At 47.2% G+C, this 18,190-nt stretch carries 21 protein-coding genes and 2 other annotated features (1 of these 23 only partly in view); of the genes, 19 read left to right on the top strand and 2 right to left on the bottom strand.

Translation table 11 applies throughout. The annotated features are described in order from the left end of the window. Window positions 1-9: a binding site (T-box leader), on the top strand (it extends 223 nt beyond the left edge of the window). A 59-nt stretch (window positions 10-68) separates the two neighbouring features. The 11 genes from M654_RS17385 (at window position 69) to minD (ending at window position 11,756) form a co-directional block, all read left to right on the top strand. Next, window positions 69-2,711 carry a valine--tRNA ligase gene (locus M654_RS17385; RefSeq protein WP_026588128.1) on the top strand — a complete coding sequence of 881 codons (2,643 nt, stop codon included), beginning with the start codon at window positions 69-71 and terminating at the stop codon, window positions 2,709-2,711. Window positions 2,712-2,789: 78 nt separating this feature from the next. Next, window positions 2,790-4,103: a bifunctional folylpolyglutamate synthase/dihydrofolate synthase gene (locus M654_RS17380; RefSeq protein ID WP_026588127.1), complete on the top strand. Its 1,314-nt coding sequence runs from the start codon at window positions 2,790-2,792 to the stop codon at window positions 4,101-4,103. Between the two features lie 114 nt (window positions 4,104-4,217). After that, the gene (locus tag M654_RS17375; protein ID WP_026588126.1) at window positions 4,218-4,967 is read left to right on the top strand and encodes a prepilin peptidase; all 750 of its coding nucleotides are present in this window, start codon (window positions 4,218-4,220) and stop codon (window positions 4,965-4,967) included. A gap of 205 nt (window positions 4,968-5,172) precedes the next feature. Further along, on the top strand, window positions 5,173-6,195 hold the full coding sequence (locus M654_RS17370; protein WP_026588125.1) for an SPOR domain-containing protein: 1,023 nt from the start codon (window positions 5,173-5,175) through the stop codon (window positions 6,193-6,195). A gap of 163 nt (window positions 6,196-6,358) precedes the next feature. Beyond that, window positions 6,359-6,931 (top strand): Maf family protein, encoded by a 573-nt coding sequence (locus tag M654_RS17365; RefSeq protein ID WP_026588124.1) that lies wholly within the window; start codon window positions 6,359-6,361, stop codon window positions 6,929-6,931. 54 nt (window positions 6,932-6,985) lie between these two features. Continuing rightward, window positions 6,986-7,660 carry a RadC family protein gene (radC, locus tag M654_RS17360; RefSeq protein ID WP_026588123.1) on the top strand — a complete coding sequence of 225 codons (675 nt, stop codon included), beginning with the start codon at window positions 6,986-6,988 and terminating at the stop codon, window positions 7,658-7,660. A gap of 87 nt (window positions 7,661-7,747) precedes the next feature. Next, window positions 7,748-8,758, top strand: a complete 1,011-nt coding sequence (locus M654_RS17355) for a rod shape-determining protein (RefSeq protein ID WP_026588122.1) — start codon at window positions 7,748-7,750, stop codon at window positions 8,756-8,758. Window positions 8,759-8,788: 30 nt separating this feature from the next. Continuing rightward, window positions 8,789-9,697 carry a rod shape-determining protein MreC gene (gene mreC / locus M654_RS17350; protein WP_026588121.1) on the top strand — a complete coding sequence of 303 codons (909 nt, stop codon included), beginning with the start codon at window positions 8,789-8,791 and terminating at the stop codon, window positions 9,695-9,697. Continuing rightward, complete coding sequence (mreD, locus tag M654_RS17345) at window positions 9,694-10,212, top strand: rod shape-determining protein MreD (protein ID WP_026588120.1); 519 nt, start codon at window positions 9,694-9,696, stop codon at window positions 10,210-10,212. Before mreC ends, mreD begins: the two co-directional genes overlap by 4 nt. Window positions 10,213-10,266: 54 nt before the next feature. Then, window positions 10,267-10,947: a septum site-determining protein MinC gene (minC, locus tag M654_RS17340; RefSeq protein WP_026588119.1), complete on the top strand. Its 681-nt coding sequence runs from the start codon at window positions 10,267-10,269 to the stop codon at window positions 10,945-10,947. Between the two features lie 2 nt (window positions 10,948-10,949). Then, entirely contained in the window at window positions 10,950-11,756 is an 807-nt protein-coding gene (gene minD / locus M654_RS17335) for a septum site-determining protein MinD (protein ID WP_026588118.1), read from the top strand. Here the strand turns inward: minD and M654_RS17330 are convergent. Together M654_RS17330 and M654_RS17325 are read right to left on the bottom strand one after the other, a co-directional pair. Next, window positions 11,753-12,130: an ArsR/SmtB family transcription factor gene (locus tag M654_RS17330; protein ID WP_026588117.1), complete on the bottom strand. Its 378-nt coding sequence runs from the start codon at window positions 12,128-12,130 to the stop codon at window positions 11,753-11,755. The two genes, minD and M654_RS17330, sit on opposite strands and share 4 nt — an antisense overlap. After that, the gene (locus M654_RS17325; RefSeq protein WP_026588116.1) at window positions 12,130-12,567 is read right to left on the bottom strand and encodes an SRPBCC family protein; all 438 of its coding nucleotides are present in this window, start codon (window positions 12,565-12,567) and stop codon (window positions 12,130-12,132) included. Before M654_RS17325 ends, M654_RS17330 begins: the two co-directional genes overlap by 1 nt. A 149-nt stretch (window positions 12,568-12,716) precedes the next feature. Between M654_RS17325 and M654_RS17320 the strand changes: the two genes are divergently transcribed. The 8 genes from M654_RS17320 (at window position 12,717) to M654_RS17285 (ending at window position 18,177) form a co-directional block, all read left to right on the top strand. After that, a complete protein-coding gene (locus tag M654_RS17320) occupies window positions 12,717-13,511 on the top strand; it encodes a M23 family metallopeptidase (protein WP_026588115.1) in 795 nt (264 codons plus the stop codon). After that, window positions 13,504-14,370 (top strand): M50 family metallopeptidase, encoded by an 867-nt coding sequence (locus M654_RS17315; protein WP_026588114.1) that lies wholly within the window; start codon window positions 13,504-13,506, stop codon window positions 14,368-14,370. Before M654_RS17320 ends, M654_RS17315 begins: the two co-directional genes overlap by 8 nt. Before the next feature lie 77 nt (window positions 14,371-14,447). Further along, window positions 14,448-14,523: a sequence feature (ribosomal protein L21 leader region), on the top strand. A 12-nt stretch (window positions 14,524-14,535) separates the two neighbouring features. Further along, window positions 14,536-14,844, top strand: coding sequence for a 50S ribosomal protein L21 (gene rplU, locus M654_RS17310; protein ID WP_006637846.1), 309 nt, complete (start codon window positions 14,536-14,538; stop codon window positions 14,842-14,844). A 12-nt stretch (window positions 14,845-14,856) separates the two neighbouring features. Further along, on the top strand, window positions 14,857-15,198 hold the full coding sequence (locus M654_RS17305) for a ribosomal-processing cysteine protease Prp (RefSeq protein ID WP_026588113.1): 342 nt from the start codon (window positions 14,857-14,859) through the stop codon (window positions 15,196-15,198). Window positions 15,199-15,211: 13 nt separating this feature from the next. Continuing rightward, on the top strand, window positions 15,212-15,493 hold the full coding sequence (gene rpmA, locus M654_RS17300; RefSeq protein ID WP_026588112.1) for a 50S ribosomal protein L27: 282 nt from the start codon (window positions 15,212-15,214) through the stop codon (window positions 15,491-15,493). Between the two features lie 234 nt (window positions 15,494-15,727). Next, a complete protein-coding gene (locus M654_RS17295) occupies window positions 15,728-16,297 on the top strand; it encodes a sporulation initiation phosphotransferase B (RefSeq protein WP_026588111.1) in 570 nt (189 codons plus the stop codon). A gap of 34 nt (window positions 16,298-16,331) precedes the next feature. After that, a complete protein-coding gene (gene obgE, locus M654_RS17290; protein WP_026588110.1) occupies window positions 16,332-17,618 on the top strand; it encodes a GTPase ObgE in 1,287 nt (428 codons plus the stop codon). 115 nt (window positions 17,619-17,733) lie between these two features. Further along, window positions 17,734-18,177, top strand: a complete 444-nt coding sequence (locus M654_RS17285) for an ACT domain-containing protein (protein ID WP_026588109.1) — start codon at window positions 17,734-17,736, stop codon at window positions 18,175-18,177. Window positions 18,178-18,190 lie beyond the last annotated feature (13 nt).

The following is an 18,190-nucleotide window of genomic DNA, read 5'->3' as shown; positions in this document are numbered from 1 at the left end:
GTCCTTTTGATAGGATAAAGAGGACTCTTTTTTATTGATCAGCCGTTTATACTGCTGGAGGTTTGAATATGGATAAACAAGAACTGACGATGCCGACAAAATATGATCCGGCCTCAATTGAAAAAGACAGATATGAATATTGGGTGAACGGCAAGTTTTTTGAAGCCGAAAATGATCCGGAAAAAGAGCCGTACACCGTCGTCATCCCGCCGCCGAATGTCACGGGAAAGCTGCACTTGGGCCATGCCTGGGATTCGACGCTTCAGGATATTGTAACAAGAATGAAACGCATGCAAGGATATGACGTGCTCTGGCTGCCGGGTATGGATCATGCCGGAATCGCGACACAGGCAAAGGTTGAAGCGAAGCTCCGTGAAGAAGGCATATCGCGCTATGATCTGGGCCGCGAAAAATTTCTTGAAGAAACATGGAATTGGAAAGAGGAATACGCCGATTTCATTCGCAGCCAATGGGCAAAACTCGGCCTTGGCCTCGACTATTCAAGAGAGCGGTTTACCCTTGATGAAGGGCTGTCAAAAGCGGTTCGCGAAGTCTTTGTCAAGCTCTATGAAAAAGGCCTGATTTACCGCGGAGAATATATCATCAACTGGGACCCTGCAACAAAAACGGCTCTGTCTGATATCGAAGTCATTTATAAAGATGTTCAGGGTGCGTTTTACCATATGCGCTACCCGCTGAAAGACGGTTCAGGCGCCATCGAGATCGCCACAACCCGTCCGGAAACAATGCTCGGAGACACGGCGGTCGCCGTTCACCCGGAAGATGAACGGTACAAACATTTAATCGGCAAAACGGTCATCCTGCCGATCACCGGGAGAGAAATTCCGATTGTCGGAGATGACTACGTCGATATGGAATTTGGTTCAGGGGCTGTTAAAATCACACCCGCCCATGATCCGAACGATTTTGAAATTGGAAACCGCCACAACCTCGAGCGGATTCTCGTCATGAATGAAGACGGAACGATGAATGACAACGCCCTTCAGTATAAAGGTATGGACCGTTTTGAATGCCGCAAACAGATCGTCAAAGATCTTCAGGAAGAGGGTGTGCTGTTCAAAATTGAAGAGCATACACATTCGGTCGGCCACAGCGAACGCAGCGGAGCAGTCGTTGAGCCGTACTTGTCAACGCAGTGGTTCGTGCAAATGCAGCCGCTTGCCGATGCAGCCATCGAATTGCAAAAAAGCGAAGGAAAAGTCAACTTCGTCCCTGACCGTTTTGAAAAAACGTATCTTCACTGGATGGAAAATATCCGTGACTGGTGCATCTCCCGCCAGCTGTGGTGGGGACATCGGATTCCGGCCTGGTACCATAAAGAAACGGGCGAAATCTATGTCGGTGTTAAAGCGCCGGGGGATGCCGAAAACTGGGAGCAGGACAACGATGTTCTTGACACCTGGTTCAGTTCGGCGCTGTGGCCGTTTTCAACAATGGGCTGGCCTGATATCGACGCTGAAGATTTCAAACGCTACTATCCGACAAACGTCCTTGTAACTGGCTATGACATTATTTTCTTCTGGGTATCCAGAATGATTTTTCAAGGGGTCGAGTTCACCGGGGAACGGCCGTTTAAAGACGTCTTGATCCACGGGCTTATCCGCGATGACCAGGGCCGGAAAATGAGCAAATCGCTCGGAAACGGCGTTGATCCGATGGATGTGATCGATAAGTACGGAGCGGATTCCCTGCGTTACTTCCTTGCGACAGGAAGCTCACCGGGGCAGGATTTGCGCTTCAGCTTTGAAAAAGTTGAATCAACATGGAACTTTGCGAATAAAATTTGGAATGCGTCAAGGTTTGCGCTGATGAACATGGACGGCATGACATATGAAGAACTCGACTTGACCGGGGACAAATCGGTTGCCGACAAGTGGATTTTAACAAGACTAAATGAAACGATTGAAACGGTGACGCATCTCGCCGATAAATATGAGTTCGGTGAAGTCGGCCGCCACCTGTACAACTTTATTTGGGACGATTTCTGTGATTGGTACATTGAAATGGCCAAACTTCCGCTTTATGGCGATGATGAAGCGGCGAAAAAGACGACGCGCTCCGTATTGGCGTATGTACTCGATCAAACGATGCGCCTCCTGCATCCGTTTATGCCGTTTCTGACGGAAGAGATTTGGCAGCATCTTCCTCATGAAGGGGAATCGATCACAGTCGCCAAGTGGCCTGAAGTCGTCAAAGAATATACCGACACTGAAGCTGCAGCGGATATGAAGCTTCTTGTCGAAGTGATCCGCGCCGTTCGGAACATCCGCAGTGAAGTGAATACACCGCTCAGCAAGCAAATCGAGCTGTATATTAAAACGAGCACACCGGAAATCGCCGCCCGTCTCGATGAAAACCGCTCGTACGTGGAACGTTTCACAAACCCGAGCCTGCTTCAAATCGGAACGGATATCAAAACGATTGATAAAGCGATGACCGCCGTCGTTTCAGGTGCCGAGCTGATTTTGCCGCTCGAGGGTCTGATCAACATTGACGAAGAAATCAGCCGCCTTCAAAAAGAGTTTGATAAACTGACCAAAGAAGTGGAACGGGTTCAGAAAAAATTAAACAATGACGGCTTTATGAAAAAAGCGCCTGAACACGTCATTGAAGAAGAACGGGCAAAAGAAGCCGATTATACGGCGAAACGGGAAGCTGTCGAAAAGCGGATCGCTGAATTGAAAAACTAAAAAGGAAAAAGAGAAGGTGTTTTCCGGGCCCCAAGGGCGGCTGGAAAACACCTTCATCATTGAAGGGAGGGAATACGCATGTTCAAAACATTTTCTGAAGCACTCAGCTGGATTAACGGACGGCTCAAATTTGGCGTGAAACCGGGATTGCAACGGATGGAATGGCTTCTCAATGAGCTCGATCATCCCGAGAAAAAGCTCAAGGCCATTCATGTAGCCGGCACAAACGGAAAAGGCTCGACCGTCGCTTACATCCGCTCGGTGTTAAATGAAGCCGGATATTCGGCGGGCACATTCACTTCTCCGTACATCATCACCTTTAATGAACGGATCAGTGTGGACGGCATCCCGATCTCAGACGAAGAATGGACAGCGCTGTTTAATGAAGTATATCCCCTCGTTCTTGAGCTTGAAAAAACCGATTTGGGGGCGGCGACCGAATTTGAAATCATTACTGCCTGTGCATTTTTATATTTTGCAAAGTACAGGAAGACCGATTTTGTCATTTTTGAAGCCGGTCTAGGGGGCCGCCTGGATTCGACGAATGTCGTTGAGCCGTTAGTGACAGTCATTACCTCAATCGGTCATGACCATACGGCGATTTTAGGAGAAACGCTTGAAGAAATCGCCCGAGAAAAAGCGGGCATCATTAAACACGGTGTTCCTGTTTTGACGGCCGTTCACCAGCCTGAAGCGGCCGAGGTCATAAAGCGGAGAGCAATGGTAAAGGAAGCTCTTTATCTATCCCTTCATGAGCATTGTGAACGATATGATGAACGTTCATTGCCGGATGGCGAACTGTTTTCGCTGATCACACCTCAAAAGCGCTACGAACAAGTGGAAACAGGCCTGATCGGCACCCATCAGCGGCAAAACGCAGCCTTGGCGATTCTTGCAGCTGAATGGCTGACAGCTGTACAACAGGCGAACATCAGCCGGCAGGCGCTCTATAGCGGAATCAAAAAAGCCGCATGGGCCGGCCGGTTTGAAAAAGTGCTGGACAAGCCGCTTACATTTATAGACGGGGCACATAACAAAGAAGGGGTAAGCCGGCTGAGTGAAACGGTTCTTGGCCGCTTTGGAGAGCGGAACATACACGTTTGCTTCAGCGCCTTAAAGGACAAGCCTTATCAAGACATGATCCGCATCATAGAGGCGTTTGCTTCATCCATTCATTTTGCGTCCTTCGACTTCCCGAGAGCGGAATCTGCTCAAAAGCTGTTTGAACAAAGCCGTGCCGGGCATAAAACATATGATGAATCAATCGGCTCTGTTTTGGATTTTATACATGAAAAAACGGCCGATGAAAAAGCGGTCGTTGTCATCACAGGTTCGCTTTATTTTATTTCCGAGGTCAGGTCTTTATTAAATGAACATAAAATGCGTTTTTAGCCTATGGCTGAGGACGCATTTTATTGTTTTAGGAAAAGCGATACCTCACCTTGTCTGCTAAAATAACAGCTCCCGGTCTTTTTGCCGGGTAAATAACTTGTGAGGCTGATGCTGATGTTTTTGGCTTATCTTTTTTTATCAGGCTTAGTGCTCGGCTCTTTTTTTAATGCAGCCGGCCGCCGCATCCCCGGCAAAATATCGCTGATCTTCCCCCGCTCCTCATGTCCTGTCTGCCGCCGCAAACTGACCTCCCTTGAGCTTATTCCGGTTTTGTCATACCTGTTTCTGCGCGGAAAATGCAAGGGCTGTAAAAGCCCTGTTTCCATTCTTTATCCCGCTGTTGAACTGTTGACTGCATTGCTGTTTGTCTTGGCGGGGCTCCGTTTTAAAAGCCCGGGAGAGCTGCTGCTCATGCTCGCCCTTTTTTCCTTGCTTTTGATCGTGTTGGTTTCAGATATCGCGTATATGGTGATTCCAGATGCCATCCTTTGTTTTTTTCTGCCTTTTTTCGTCATTGGCAGAATGCTGGTTCCGCTTGAGCCCTGGTATTCCGGCTTGCCAGGAGCGGCCGCCGGTCTCCTGTTGCCGCTTATTGTCAAGCTGTTCGCGAAGGATGGGATCGGCGGGGGAGATGTGAAATTGTTCGCCGTTATTGGCTTTGTCCTTGGCGCAAGGCTGATTTTTCCCGTTTTTTTTATCTCCGCAGCGGCAGGAACATTGCTGGGCTTCGCCGGAATGATCGCCGGAAAGGTCAAAGGAAGCGAGCCGATACCTTTTGCACCTGCCATTTTAATCGGAACAGTGATTGTCTGCTTCTATGGAGAACCGTTGATTGATTCATATATTGAACTGTTGCACATATGAGAAAATTGACGAAACCTTTTTGAACGAGACGACAAAAGTCTTGTTCTTTTTTTTTCGGGCTGTGGTAAAGTGTGGACAATAAGAGGGACAGCCTTCAGGAGACCTCCTCCTTCCTTTTGGCTTCCCTCTCTGACACGTCCTAGAAAATGGCGGGGGTTCCGCCTTAAAGATCATGATAAACATAGAAAGAAAGCGAGGGAAGGATATGAAAAAACGGAAAAGCAAAAAACATTCGACCGGACAACCGCATAAAGCAGATCCCCTTAAAGTGATGATCAACGGCAAAGAAGAGACAATCTACGGAAATGAAAAAGAATGTTCAAAAAATCTTGAGCAAAAAAAACTAACCTTTTCGAATTGGGAGGAAAAACGCAAGGCGGAACAGGAAATATCGGCTTCAAAAGAAGACGGGAAGACCGGGCAAGACGAATTTACATGGGTTCCTCCCGATGAAGAAGAAAACGTGTTGAAAGACGATCCGAAAGTGGTTACACCTTATAAAAAGAAAAACGAAAACAAAAAAAGCCATCCCAAAACAAAAAAGTCACTTGCATATCCCGTCAAGCGCTTCGCAGTCACGATTATATTTGCCGTTTTGCTCGGGACAGGCCTCGGGGTGTTCGCCTTGAATCTTGCGGCCAACAAAGAAGATGTGCCGGCATCAGGCAGCCTTGGGTCAGATGCGGAAGACAGCCAGACGGTTAAAGCGGGCGATGACAGTCAGCAGAACGGAGGAGAAAAAGCTGCGGGAGAAGAGTTTAACAGCTTTGCTGTCCAGGCGGGCAAGTTTTCTTCTAAAGAAGGGGCGGAAACGCTGACTTCCCAATTAACAGACAAAGGCTATGCCGCCGTTTCCCTGTCGAAAGAAGACGGGTTTTACGTCATCGCCGGCATAACCGGGGAAAAGCAGATGACAACTGAACTGGGCCAAATATTAATCGATCATGACTTTGAAGCATGGGGCGGCAAGGAGCTTCCGGTTTCATTGGCTTCAGGGCTAGCCCCGGTTTTTGAAGAAGCGGCTGAGCTGTCCGCCAAAGCGATTCTCGGTGCTGAGGTTACATCCAAAAATGTCGCTGACCTAAAAGCGAAAATAGACGGTATACAACCCAAAGAAGACGCGGAAAAGACAAAAGAGGCCATCCTTCAAGCCGCAGACCTGCTGGAGAATCCGACGGCAGCGAACGGCTGGAAAAGCCAGCAGCTGCTCTTGGGCCAAATCAAGTAAACAATGTGAAAAACCAGCCTGTGCGGCTGGTTTTTTTATTTTTGCCGCTTTTTGTCATCAAAAAGTTATTTTTCTGAAATTGTGGCTCTCGCGTTCTTTTGGTAGGATAAAACAGGCAGGTATCTTTTTTTCTGATGCAAAAACCCATGAAAGGATGGCTTCTATGACACGACAGCTGATTTTAGCTTCACAATCACCCCGCAGAAAGGAACTCCTCGATCTTCTTCAAATTCCGTACGACATTGTTGTAAGCAATGCAGAAGAAAAATTAAGTCGAAACTTTTCGCCTGCAGAAAACGTCAAATGGTTGGCGGAACAAAAAGTGCGTACAGTATCCGAACAGCATCCCGATGCTGTTGTGCTTGGCGCAGACACGATTGTGTGTTTTGACGGTGTTTGTTTGGGCAAGCCCAAGGACTCAGACGACGCGGAAAGGATGCTTAACATGCTTTCCGGACAAACCCATTCAGTGCTGACAGGTGTCTGCATCAAGTCAAACAGCAGATGTGAAACATTTTTTGAAGAAACAGAGGTTGTTTTTTGGCCCCTTGAAGAAAAGGAGATCAGCGCTTATATCGCAACAAGGGAACCGTTTGACAAAGCGAGTTCTTACGGGATTCAGGGAAAAGGCGCGCTCTTTGTCAAGGAGATCAAGGGTGACTATTATTCAGTTGTGGGCCTGCCGATTTCAAAAACGATGCGAATGCTGAAAACATTCGGGTTTCATTCCTTTTGATGAACCGAACGAGAAGGGGAGTCACAGGGAGGGTTTATCATAAACGAACTGTCATTGAAACTAAGGGATTTTCCGGAGGATGAAAGGCCGCGGGAACGGCTCCTTTCAATAGGGGCCGAAAGCTTGGCAAACAACGAACTGCTGGCGATCCTGCTCAGGACGGGGACAAAAAAAGAATCGGTCCTGCAGCTTTCAAACCGGCTGCTTCAGACGTTTGACGGTCTGCGTTTATTAAAAGAAGCGTCCGTTGAAGAGCTTTCCAGCATTTCCGGGATCGGTCGTGCAAAAGCCGTTCACATTTTGGCGGCGCTTGAGCTTGGCCGGCGCATACACAAATTGGTTTATGAAGAGCGGCATGTGATCCGCTTTCCGGAAGACGCCGCCAATTTTTTAATGGAAGACATGCGCTTCCTTCAGCAGGAACACTTCGTCTGCCTCTACCTGAACACAAAAAACCAAGTCATTCATAGACGCACCGTTTTTATCGGGAGTCTGAATTCTTCGATTGTCCACCCAAGGGAAGTGTTTAAAGAGGCGTTGAAGCGCTCCGCCGCTTCTTTCATCTGCGTCCACAACCATCCGTCCGGAGATCCGGCTCCAAGCCGCGAAGACATAGATGTAACAAAGCGTCTGAATGAGTGCGGCCGGCTGCTTGGAATCGAATTGCTCGACCACATTGTCATCGGCGATCAAAAATTTGTGAGCTTAAAAGAAAAAGGATATTTGTAACACTTTTTTTTTCATTAAATTAAGCTATAATAGAATTTATGGGTTTTTGCTTGGGAATTTTGTTTTAAGAAAGGAAGATACATACAAATGTTTGGAATTGGTGCGAGAGACCTTGGAATAGATTTAGGAACAGCGAATACGCTTGTTTTTGTTAAAGGAAAAGGAATTGTCGTCAGAGAACCTTCTGTCGTTGCGCTTCAAACAGACACAAAGCAAATTGTTGCAGTCGGAAACGACGCGAAAAACATGATCGGACGGACTCCTGGCAATGTTGTGGCACTCCGCCCGATGAAGGACGGCGTCATCGCTGATTATGAAACGACAGCTACGATGATGAAACATTATATTGGAAAAGCTGTGAAAAACAAAGGATTGTTTGCAAGAAAGCCGTATGTCATGGTCTGTGTGCCTTCAGGCATAACAGCCGTCGAGCAGCGTGCGGTCATTGACGCCACGCGCCAGGCCGGAGCGAGGGATGCATACCCGATTGAGGAGCCGTTTGCCGCGGCGATCGGTGCGAACCTTCCAGTTTGGGAGCCGACGGGAAGCATGGTCGTCGACATCGGCGGAGGAACGACAGAAGTTGCGATCATCTCCCTCGGCGGAATTGTCACATCCCAGTCTATCCGCGTTGCCGGAGATGAAATGGACGATGCAATCATAACTTATATCAGAAAAACATATAACTTGATGATCGGTGACCGTACAGCGGAAGCCATCAAGCTTGAAATCGGTTCTGCTGAAGCATCTGAAAACGGAGAAAGCATGGAAATCCGCGGCCGCGACCTTTTGACGGGACTGCCGAAAACGATTGAAATCACCGAAAAAGAAATCACGACGGCATTGCGCGACACCGTGGCTGCAATCGTCGACGCTGTGAAAAACACGCTCGAAAAAACACCTCCTGAGCTTGCGGCTGATATCATGGACCGCGGAATTGTTCTGACAGGCGGCGGCGCCCTTCTTCGCCATTTGGACAAAGTCATCAGCGAAGAAACGAAAATGCCGGTTTTAATTGCGGAAGACCCTCTTGACTGTGTAGCGATCGGAACAGGAAAGGCACTTGAACAAATCCATCTATTTAAAGGCAAAAACTAAGGACACAGGAAACAGAAGAGGTGTATAATCATGCCGCAGTTTTTTACAAATAAACGGTTGATGCTTTTACTCCTTTGTATCATCATTTTAGTGGCAATGATTGGATTTTCGTTAAAAAAAGACCGGAATGCAACTTGGCCCGAAAAATTCATTGGCGATACAACTGGTGTATTCCAAAACATTTTTCATACACCCGCCCAATTTGTCGCGGACTTCTTTGAAAATGTAGAGGACCTGAAAAACACGTATAAAGAGAATGAACGCCTGCGGAAGAAGCTGGACGGCCAAACACAGTATGAAGCAAAGCTTCAGGAGCTGGAAAATGAAAATAAGTCTTTAAGAGAAGAACTTGGCCATCTGAAGTCTATCAAAGACTACACGCCGATTTTGGCTACGGTTATTGCCAGAAACCCCGACAAGTATGAGTGGTGGAACCTGATCAAAATCAACAAAGGTTCAAAACACGGTGTTGAAAAGGATATGGCGGTAACAGATGAAACCGGAAACCTGATCGGGAAAATCAAAAGCACGAAAGTGAACAACTTCACTTCCACTGTTCAGCTGTTAAGTGCTACTGACAGAAACAACAGAATTTCCACCGTCATCTCCGCAAAGAAAGGCAAGAAGACAGTAAACGGAATCATCAACGGATATGATTCCGACAAAAAGGCGCTTTCGATGGAAATTATTGAACCTGATGCGGAAAGGGAAGTGAAAAAAGGAGATCTGGTGGAAACCTCCGGTGCAGGCGGCGTTTTTCCGAAAGGTTTGACGATCGGAAAGGTGACAGAGGTTGAACCCGATTCCTACGGCTTAACGAAAATCGCTTATGTTGAGCCTGCTGCTGATTTGTATAATCTTGACAATGTGATTGTCGTTGACCGGACGCTTGATACGGTTGATGTCGACAAGATGGATGATGAGGAGGAAGGTTCGTGAAACGTTTCCTTCTTCCCGTTATCATGATGTTTGTTTTGGTATCTGACAGCATGTATGCGGATTTTATCAGGCTGCCTTTCGTGACGGAAGATCAGCAGCTGATTCCGCGTTTTCTGCTGCTTGTTTTAGTGTTTATGACGGCTTATGTTAATCAGCCTTTTGCCATTACATATGGATTTATTTTCGGACTGTTATATGATATTAACTATACAGACCTTTTAGGTGTGTATATGTTCGGTTTTGCCGGTATTTGCTATTTATCGTCAAAAGCATTTAAAGTGTTGCAGACGAACGCGTTTGTCGTCATCTTTATTTCGGTGCTCGCCGTCTCAGTGCTTGAGTTTTACCAATACGGTGTGCAGATGCTGATTCGTCCGGAAATCATGCCGTTTTATCAATTTGTGCTAGGACGGCTTCTGCCTACGCTTGGGCTGAACGCTGTTGTCGCGATGCTGCTCGTTTATCCGTTTAAAGTGTTTTTTACCAGTCTTAAGAAAGAGCTTAGGGAAGAGTAAAAAAAGGATTTTATGAGCCGATGTCGAAATGAGTATGATGTTGAGGTGAACACCGTGAAGACCCAAAAGCAGCAATACGTAACAATTAAAGGAACGAAAAATGGACTGACGCTTCATCTTGATGACACATGCTCTTTTGAAGAATTACTATACGGTCTTCAGGATATGCTGTCACTCGAACATTATATGGATGGAAAAGGCCAGAAAATCAGTGTTCTCATTAAGCTCGGCTACCGCTATGTCACAAAGGAACAAGAAGAACTGCTAACCGAAGTGATCACTGAGAAACAAAACCTGTTTATCCACTCCATTGAAAGTGAAGTGATGACCAAGAAAGAAGCAAACCGTTTGAAAGCGGAAAGCGAGATCATTTCCGTCGCTAAAATTGTCCGTTCAGGGCAGGTGCTGGAAACGGAAGGCGATTTGCTTCTCATTGGGGATGTGAACCCGGGAGGAATGGTGAAGGCCGGAGGGAATATTTTTATTCTCGGCTCATTAAGAGGGATTGCCCATGCCGGCTTTAATGGAAATACACGAGCTGTTATTGCGGCTTCGGACATGAGACCGACGCAATTGCGTATCAATCATGTGCTCAATCGCTCCCCAGACCACATCCAAGAAGGGAACGACATGGAATGTGCTTATTTAGATGAAAACGAGAATATGGTCATTGACCGCCTTCAACAATTAGCTCATTTAAGACCTAGTTTAACAAGGCTTGAGGGAGGAATGTAAAATTGGGTGAAGCTATCGTAATAACCTCGGGGAAGGGCGGAGTAGGAAAAACGACGACATCCGCCAATCTGGGCACCGCCTTGGCCATTTTAGGGAAGCGGGTCTGTCTTGTTGATACAGATATCGGCCTGCGCAATCTGGATGTCGTCATGGGCCTTGAAAATAGAATCATATACGATCTGGTGGATGTTGTTGAAGAAAGATGCAAGATCCATCAGGCGCTTGTCAAGGATAAACGTTTTGACGATCTGCTTTACCTGCTGCCGGCGGCGCAGACTAGCGATAAATCGGCTGTTTTGCCTGAACAGATGATCCAACTGATCACACAGCTGAAACAGGACTTTGATTACATCATCATCGATTGTCCGGCGGGGATTGAGCAAGGATATAAAAATGCAGTATCAGGCGCGGACAAGGCGATTGTCGTGACTACGCCGGAAATATCCGCGGTTCGTGATGCCGATCGGATCATCGGTCTTCTTGAAAAAGAAGAAAATATTGAACCGCCGCGGCTGATTGTCAATCGCATCCGCAACCATTTAATGAAAAACGGCGATACATTGGATGTCGACGAAGTGATCCAGCACTTGTCGATCGAACTGATCGGCATTGTCGCGGATGACGACCAAGTCATTAAAGCGTCTAACAATGGAGAGCCCGTTGTCATGGACCCGAATAATAAAGCTTCCATCGCATACCGGAACATCGCCCGCCGCGTGTTGGGCGAATCCGTGCCTTTACAGTCATTTGAAGAAGAGAGTAAAGGCGTATTTGCTAAAATTAAATCGTTTTTCGGTGTGCGCGCCTAGCAAAAAAGCAATCTCATCAGTCTGAGATTGCTTTTTTCATAGATTATCTTTTTGTCGCTGTTTTCGACCTTATATTTCAGCATTGAAAGTTTGTTGTCCCAGTAGCGGTCGAAATAAGCGAGCCATTCCTGCAATTCGCTAAGCGGCTCGGGCTGCAGCTTGTACAGCTTTTCCCGGCCGACTTTGCGTCCGCTGACAAGCCGAGCCTCGGCTAAAATCCGCAGATGCTTGCTGACGGCGGTCCTGGTGATCGGAAAATGACTGCTGATATCAGTAATCGGCAATTCCTGATCGGCAAGAAGCTTCATCAGCTTTCTGCGGGTAGGGTCGGAAACGGCTTGAAATACATCGTGTTTTTGTGCAGGTGTCGACACTAGTTTTCAACTGCCTGACGAAGCTTTTGATTGACGATGTTTTCCCAGCCGCCGTTCATTCTGTTGCGGACATCCGTTTGCTTGTCTCCCGCTTTCACAACCGTTTCTTCCGGATCTCCCCATCCTGAGTGTATCAAGGTAAATTCCGTATTGCCATCCGGTGTCTCTTTCAGTTCAAATGACACGACCCAGCCTGAGGTATCCCAGGTGAAAGAAAGGCGGTGCGGCGCTTCAAGTTCAATCACTTTGCACGGGGAAGGCCCGAACGGCGACTGCAGGGTAAATTCATGGCCGACTTCCGGCCGGAAATCGTTTGGCATAAACCAGTCTGCAATCCCTTCACTTGTGGCTACAGCTTCCCACACCTTTTGTATCGGCGCTTGAAATACGGCTTTTTTATGTATATCAGGCACTTTGCCTTGATTGTTTTCCTTCATGATCCGACCTCCATTCATAAAATAAAACCAAAAGGTTTCATTTTGTATGATATAACACCTTATGGTTTTATGTCAATGTTGTCGTCATAACTGCCGTGGACAAGGCATATGAATGGTACAAACCAACCTGAATGTAAAGGATGAGGGTGATGAGCCACAGAGCAGATGAGATTCGTAAAAGAATCGCGAGAAAACGCAAGAAAAAAACACCGGGAAAACCGCTGGGGCGACCGGAACATAAAAAAGATGAGACCAGGCAGCCGCCTCTCTGGCCAGCCTTTGCCGACGATGAAACCAACGGAGAATCCTCTGCCCCACAAGGAAATTCGCTTTTGATAAACGGTAAACATCCGCTCGTCAAAGCCGATGCGCTAATCATCAAATGCCTTCTGGCGGCATGCCTCGTTCTTGTATCCGCTATCGCCTACAAAGGACATTTCGAACCTTTAAAACAGATCAAACCGGCAATCGGACAGGTGTTCACCGAAGAGTTTCAGTTTGCGGCTTTAAAAGATTGGTATGAAGCGAAATTCGGACATCCGCTCGCCCTGTTTCAGCCAAAAAGCAGCAAAAAGGCCGGACAAGTAGAGGTCAACAAAGACTTGGCTACGCCTGCTATGGGAAAGGTTCAGGAGAAATTTTCCGGACAGGGGATTAAGGTGGAAACAGAAGAAGAAGCCATCAGGAGCATGAAAGAGGGTTATGTTATTGAAGTGGACAAAAACCCTGATACCGGCCTGACCGTTGTCATGCAGCACGCGGATAACAGCTATACGTATTACGGGCAGCTGAAAAAAGCGGATGTCGCCTTATATGACTTTGTTGACAAAGGAGCGAAGCTCGGAACGATTGAACAGAATAAAGATGATAAAGGCGTCTATTACTTTGCGATAAAAAAGGGAGACGAATTTGTCGATCCGATCCAGGTGATTACATTTGAGTAAATGGACAGAGCTCGTCACAAAGCTTCATATTCATCCGCTCTTGTGGCTTGTGACGGCGCTCGGCTTGATGACCGGGCATATTAAAGCACTGCTATGTTTAATGATCATTATTTTCATCCACGAGCTTGGCCATGCCGCAGCCGCCGTTTATTTTTCATGGAGAATGAAAGGCATTTTTTTGCTGCCCTTTGGAGGAACTTTAGAAGTTGACGAACACGGCAACAGACCGTTAAAAGAAGAGCTCGCCGTCATTGCGGCGGGCCCGCTGCAGCATATTTGGCTTCAATTTGCAGCTTGGCTTTTGGCGAATGCTTCGTGGATCAGCCCTCACATGTTTGAGATATTTACATTTTACAACATGACGATCCTCCTGATTAATCTCTTTCCCATCTGGCCGCTTGACGGGGGAAAACTGCTGTTTTTGTTGTTTTCCAAATACGCTCCATATCAAAAAGCACAGCGGCTGAACTTGTTGGCGTCTTGTTTTTGCTGTGCGACTTTATTCGCTGTCATTTTACTCATCTCCCCGTTTCAGCTGAGCGCCTGGGTGCTGCTTTTATTTTTGGCTGTGTCTTTATATAAGGAATACCGAAACCGGCATTATGCACATATCCGTTTTTTGCTTGAACGCTACTATGGGAAAGAGCGGGAAGTGCGCCGGCTGTCGCCGATCACCGCCCGCGCCGATGAAAATGTCTATGAGGTCATGCTCAGGTTCAAAAGGGGCTGCAAACACCCCATCATCATTGAGAAAGACGGCGACCAGCTGAGCCAGCTGGATGAAAACGAAGTTCTGCACGCTTATTTCGCCGATAAACGGACGACATGTTCGATGGAAGAGCTCTTGCTTGTCTACTGACGATCTCGCATCGATCCTAAAAGACATTGACATTGGGACTATTCTTTGATATAGTTTTTAATGTTATGGATGTAGCACCCGTGCTACAACCGCTCAGCACAGGTGTTAAGCGCTTTTCAAAGCCCCCTGTGATTGGCGAGTCTTAGTTTATTAGGAGGTGCAGAGATGTACGCAATTATTCAAACAGGCGGAAAACAAATCAAAGTTGAAGAAGGTCAAACTGTATACGTTGAAAAGCTTGCTGCTGAAGCCGGCGAAACAGTTACTTTTGACAACGTATTGTTTGTCGGCGGTGAAAACGTGAAAGTTGGCAACCCGACGGTTGAAGGTGCTACGGTGACAGGCAAAGTTGAAAAACAAGGCCGCGCTAAAAAGATTACCGTATTTAAGTACAAGCCGAAGAAAAACCAACATAAAAAACAAGGTCATCGTCAGCCTTACACTAAAGTTGTCATTGAAAAAATCAACGCTTAAGGCGTGTCAGATATGATTCAAGCAACGATTACAAGATCCCGATCGAACAAAAGCATTCAGTCTTTTGAAATGTCGGGTCATGCGAATTTTGCTGAACATGGACAGGATCTCGTTTGTGCGGGAGCATCGGCTGTCGCCTTTGGAGCGGTGAATGCGGTCATGAAGCTGACAGGCATTGAACCGGTTGTCGACCTCGGGGGAGACGGAGGATTTTTATCCTTCAAATTCCCGGATGACGCGGATCAGGAGGCTTTGAAAAAAGCCCAGCTGCTTCTTGAAGGCATGGTCGTTTCCCTTGAAACGATCGAACGGGATTACAAAGGTTACTTAAAAGTAACGACGAAAAACAAATAGGAGGTGAGCTACCATGCTAAGACTAGATCTTCAGTTTTTCGCTTCTAAAAAAGGAGTAGGTTCTACAAAGAACGGACGTGACTCTGAGGCGAAGCGCCTTGGTGCTAAACGTGCCGACGGTCAATTCGTAACAGGCGGTTCAATCCTTTACCGTCAACGCGGAACGAAAATTTACCCAGGTGAAAACGTGGGCCGCGGCGGAGATGACACTCTATTTGCGAAAGTCGACGGAACGGTTAAATTCGAACGTTTCGGCCGTGACCGCAAAAAAGTGAGCGTATATCCTGTAGCCTAACTTTAAACGAAACTCCGGTCGTTCTGACCGGAGTTTTTTACATAGTGTGAAAATTTCCCTTTTGAATCGTGAAAACACCCGCCCGGCGGACGCCAAAGCGCCGGGGATTCCGCGCCGATTCTGCTTCGTTAAGTATATAAACGTGTTTCATTTATACTGTCTTCTCTGTTATAATTCAAAGTACAAACTGAATCAGACTCCTAAAAGAGAGAACTAACGATTGGGAGTGCCAAAATGGAAGAAATGTCGAAAAAACATGAAAATAATACGGATGATAAGGCTTTGACACATGAGCTGATTCACTTGCTCAGCCATTCAAGACACGACTGGATGAATAAACTGCAATTGATTAAAGGAAATCTAACATTAAAGAAATATGACCGCGTCTTTGAAATCATCGAGGAAGTGGTCATAGAAGCTCAGCATGAATCAAAGCTTTCAAATCTTAAAATACCGCGCTTTGCTTATGAGCTGCTCACATTTAACTGGAAGGCTCATTCGCTGACGCTTGAATATGAGGTGATCGGTGAAGTCAGGGATTTGTCTGCCTATGAAGAAAAGCTGGTCGTTCTCGTCAGAAAGCTGTTCCGGATTTTTGACGATTCCGCTATGAAGGGCGGCGACAATCATCTGTCGGTCACATTGCAGACGGACGGGCCGCTCGTCATCTATCTCGATTTTCACGGTATGTTGACGCGGCTGGCCGATTTCAAAGGGTTTCACGATTCACATGCCGATGATTATATCATCAAACGGTTTGATATATCGGACCGGGATTGCATAGCAGAAATTCATATTCGGTAAAGCGCGGTTTTTTAGGAATAGAACGGAGGACGTTATGTTTGTTGATCAGGTAAAAGTATATGTTAAAGGCGGGGACGGAGGCAACGGAATGGTTGCTTTCCGCCGCGAAAAATATGTCCCTAAAGGGGGGCCTGCGGGCGGAGACGGCGGTAAAGGCGGAGACGTCGTGTTTAAAGTCGACGAAGGTCTCAGCACGCTGATGGATTTCAGGTATCAAAGACATTTTAAAGCGGACCGCGGAGAGCACGGCATGTCAAAAAATCAGCATGGCAGAAATGCCGATGATATGGTGGTGAAAGTACCGCCGGGCACCGTTGTCATCGATGATGACACAAAGCAGGTTCTCGCCGATTTAACCGAGCATGGACAGGAAGCGGTCATCGCAAAAGGCGGGCGCGGCGGACGAGGCAACACCCGTTTTGCGACACCGGCAAATCCGGCGCCGCAGCTGTCTGAAAACGGCGAACCAGGCACAGAGCGCTATATTGTACTGGAGTTGAAAGTTTTAGCCGATGTCGGGCTTGTCGGTTTCCCTAGCGTGGGAAAATCGACCCTCTTGTCCGTCGTTTCTTCAGCGAAGCCAAAGATCGCCGACTATCACTTTACAACGCTTGCCCCGAACCTCGGCATGGTAGAAACAGAGGACGGACGGAGCTTTGTGATGGCCGATCTTCCGGGACTGATCGAAGGGGCGCATGAAGGAGTGGGCCTCGGCCACCAATTCTTGAGGCACGTTGAGAGAACGCGCGTCATCGTCCATGTCATTGACATGTCGGGTCTTGAAGGCCGCGATCCTTACGAGGACTACATGACCATCAATAAGGAGCTTGAGCAGTATAATTTAAGGCTGACCGAACGTCCGCAGATTATCGTCGCCAACAAAATGGACATGCCGGAAGCGGAAGACAACCTGAAGGCTTTTCAAGAAAAGCTGACTGACGACCATCCTGTTTTTCCGATCAGTGCAGTCACAAGACAAGGCTTAAGAGATCTGCTGTTTGAGATTGCCAACCGTTTGGAAACAACGCCGGAGTTCCCGCTTTATGACGAAGAGGAACTGGCCGAAAACAAGGTCGTGTATAAGCTTGAAGAGGAAGAAGCACCGTTTGAGATCACCCGTGATCCTGACGGCACCTTTGTTTTGAGCGGCGCCAAGCTGGAGCGCTTGTTCAAAATGACGGATTTCTCAAGAGACGAGTCTGTTAAGCGCTTTGCCAGACAGCTTCGCGGTATGGGAGTTGATGACGCGTTACGGGCGCGCGGCGCCAAGGATGGGGATACGATCCGCCTGCTTGAGTTTGAATTTGAATTTATCGACTGATCGACTCGGAGAGTTTGCCCGGCAGGCTCTCCGAATTTTAGATGAAAGGAAGCGTTTTTCCTTTCAAATCGATCGATTGATTATGGAAACCGGTTTTTAAAGGAGAGAAGGACCAGTGAAAGAGGAGACCTTTTATCTTGTCAGGGAAGACGTGCTGCCGGAGGCAATGAGGAAAACACTTGAAGTGAAAAAGCTGATTGAAAGGAAGAAGGCCGAATCTGTTGCTGAAGCGGTTCAAAAGGTTGATCTGAGCAGAAGCGCTTTTTACAAGTACAGAGATGCCGTCTTTCCCTTTTATACAATGGTTAAAGAACAGATCATCACGCTTTTTTTTCATTTGGAAGACCGTTCGGGGACACTGTCCCATCTGCTTCAGGTTGTCGCCGAATCAGGCTGCAATGTGCTGTCGATTCACCAGACCATCCCCCTTCAGGGAAGAGCCAATGTCACATTGTCCATCAGCACGAGGGGAATGGATGAAAATGTTGATTTGCTGATGAACAAATTAAGAAAGCTGGAATTCGTGGAAAAGGTCGAAATACTCGGTTCGGGCGCTTAAAGGGAGAGAATGT

The sequence above is a fragment of the Bacillus sp. NSP9.1 genome, assembly GCF_000465465.2.
GTDB classification, from domain to species: Bacteria; Bacillota; Bacilli; order Bacillales; family Bacillaceae; genus Bacillus; species Bacillus sonorensis_A.
This window is presented reverse-complemented; position numbering and strand designations above follow the sequence as displayed.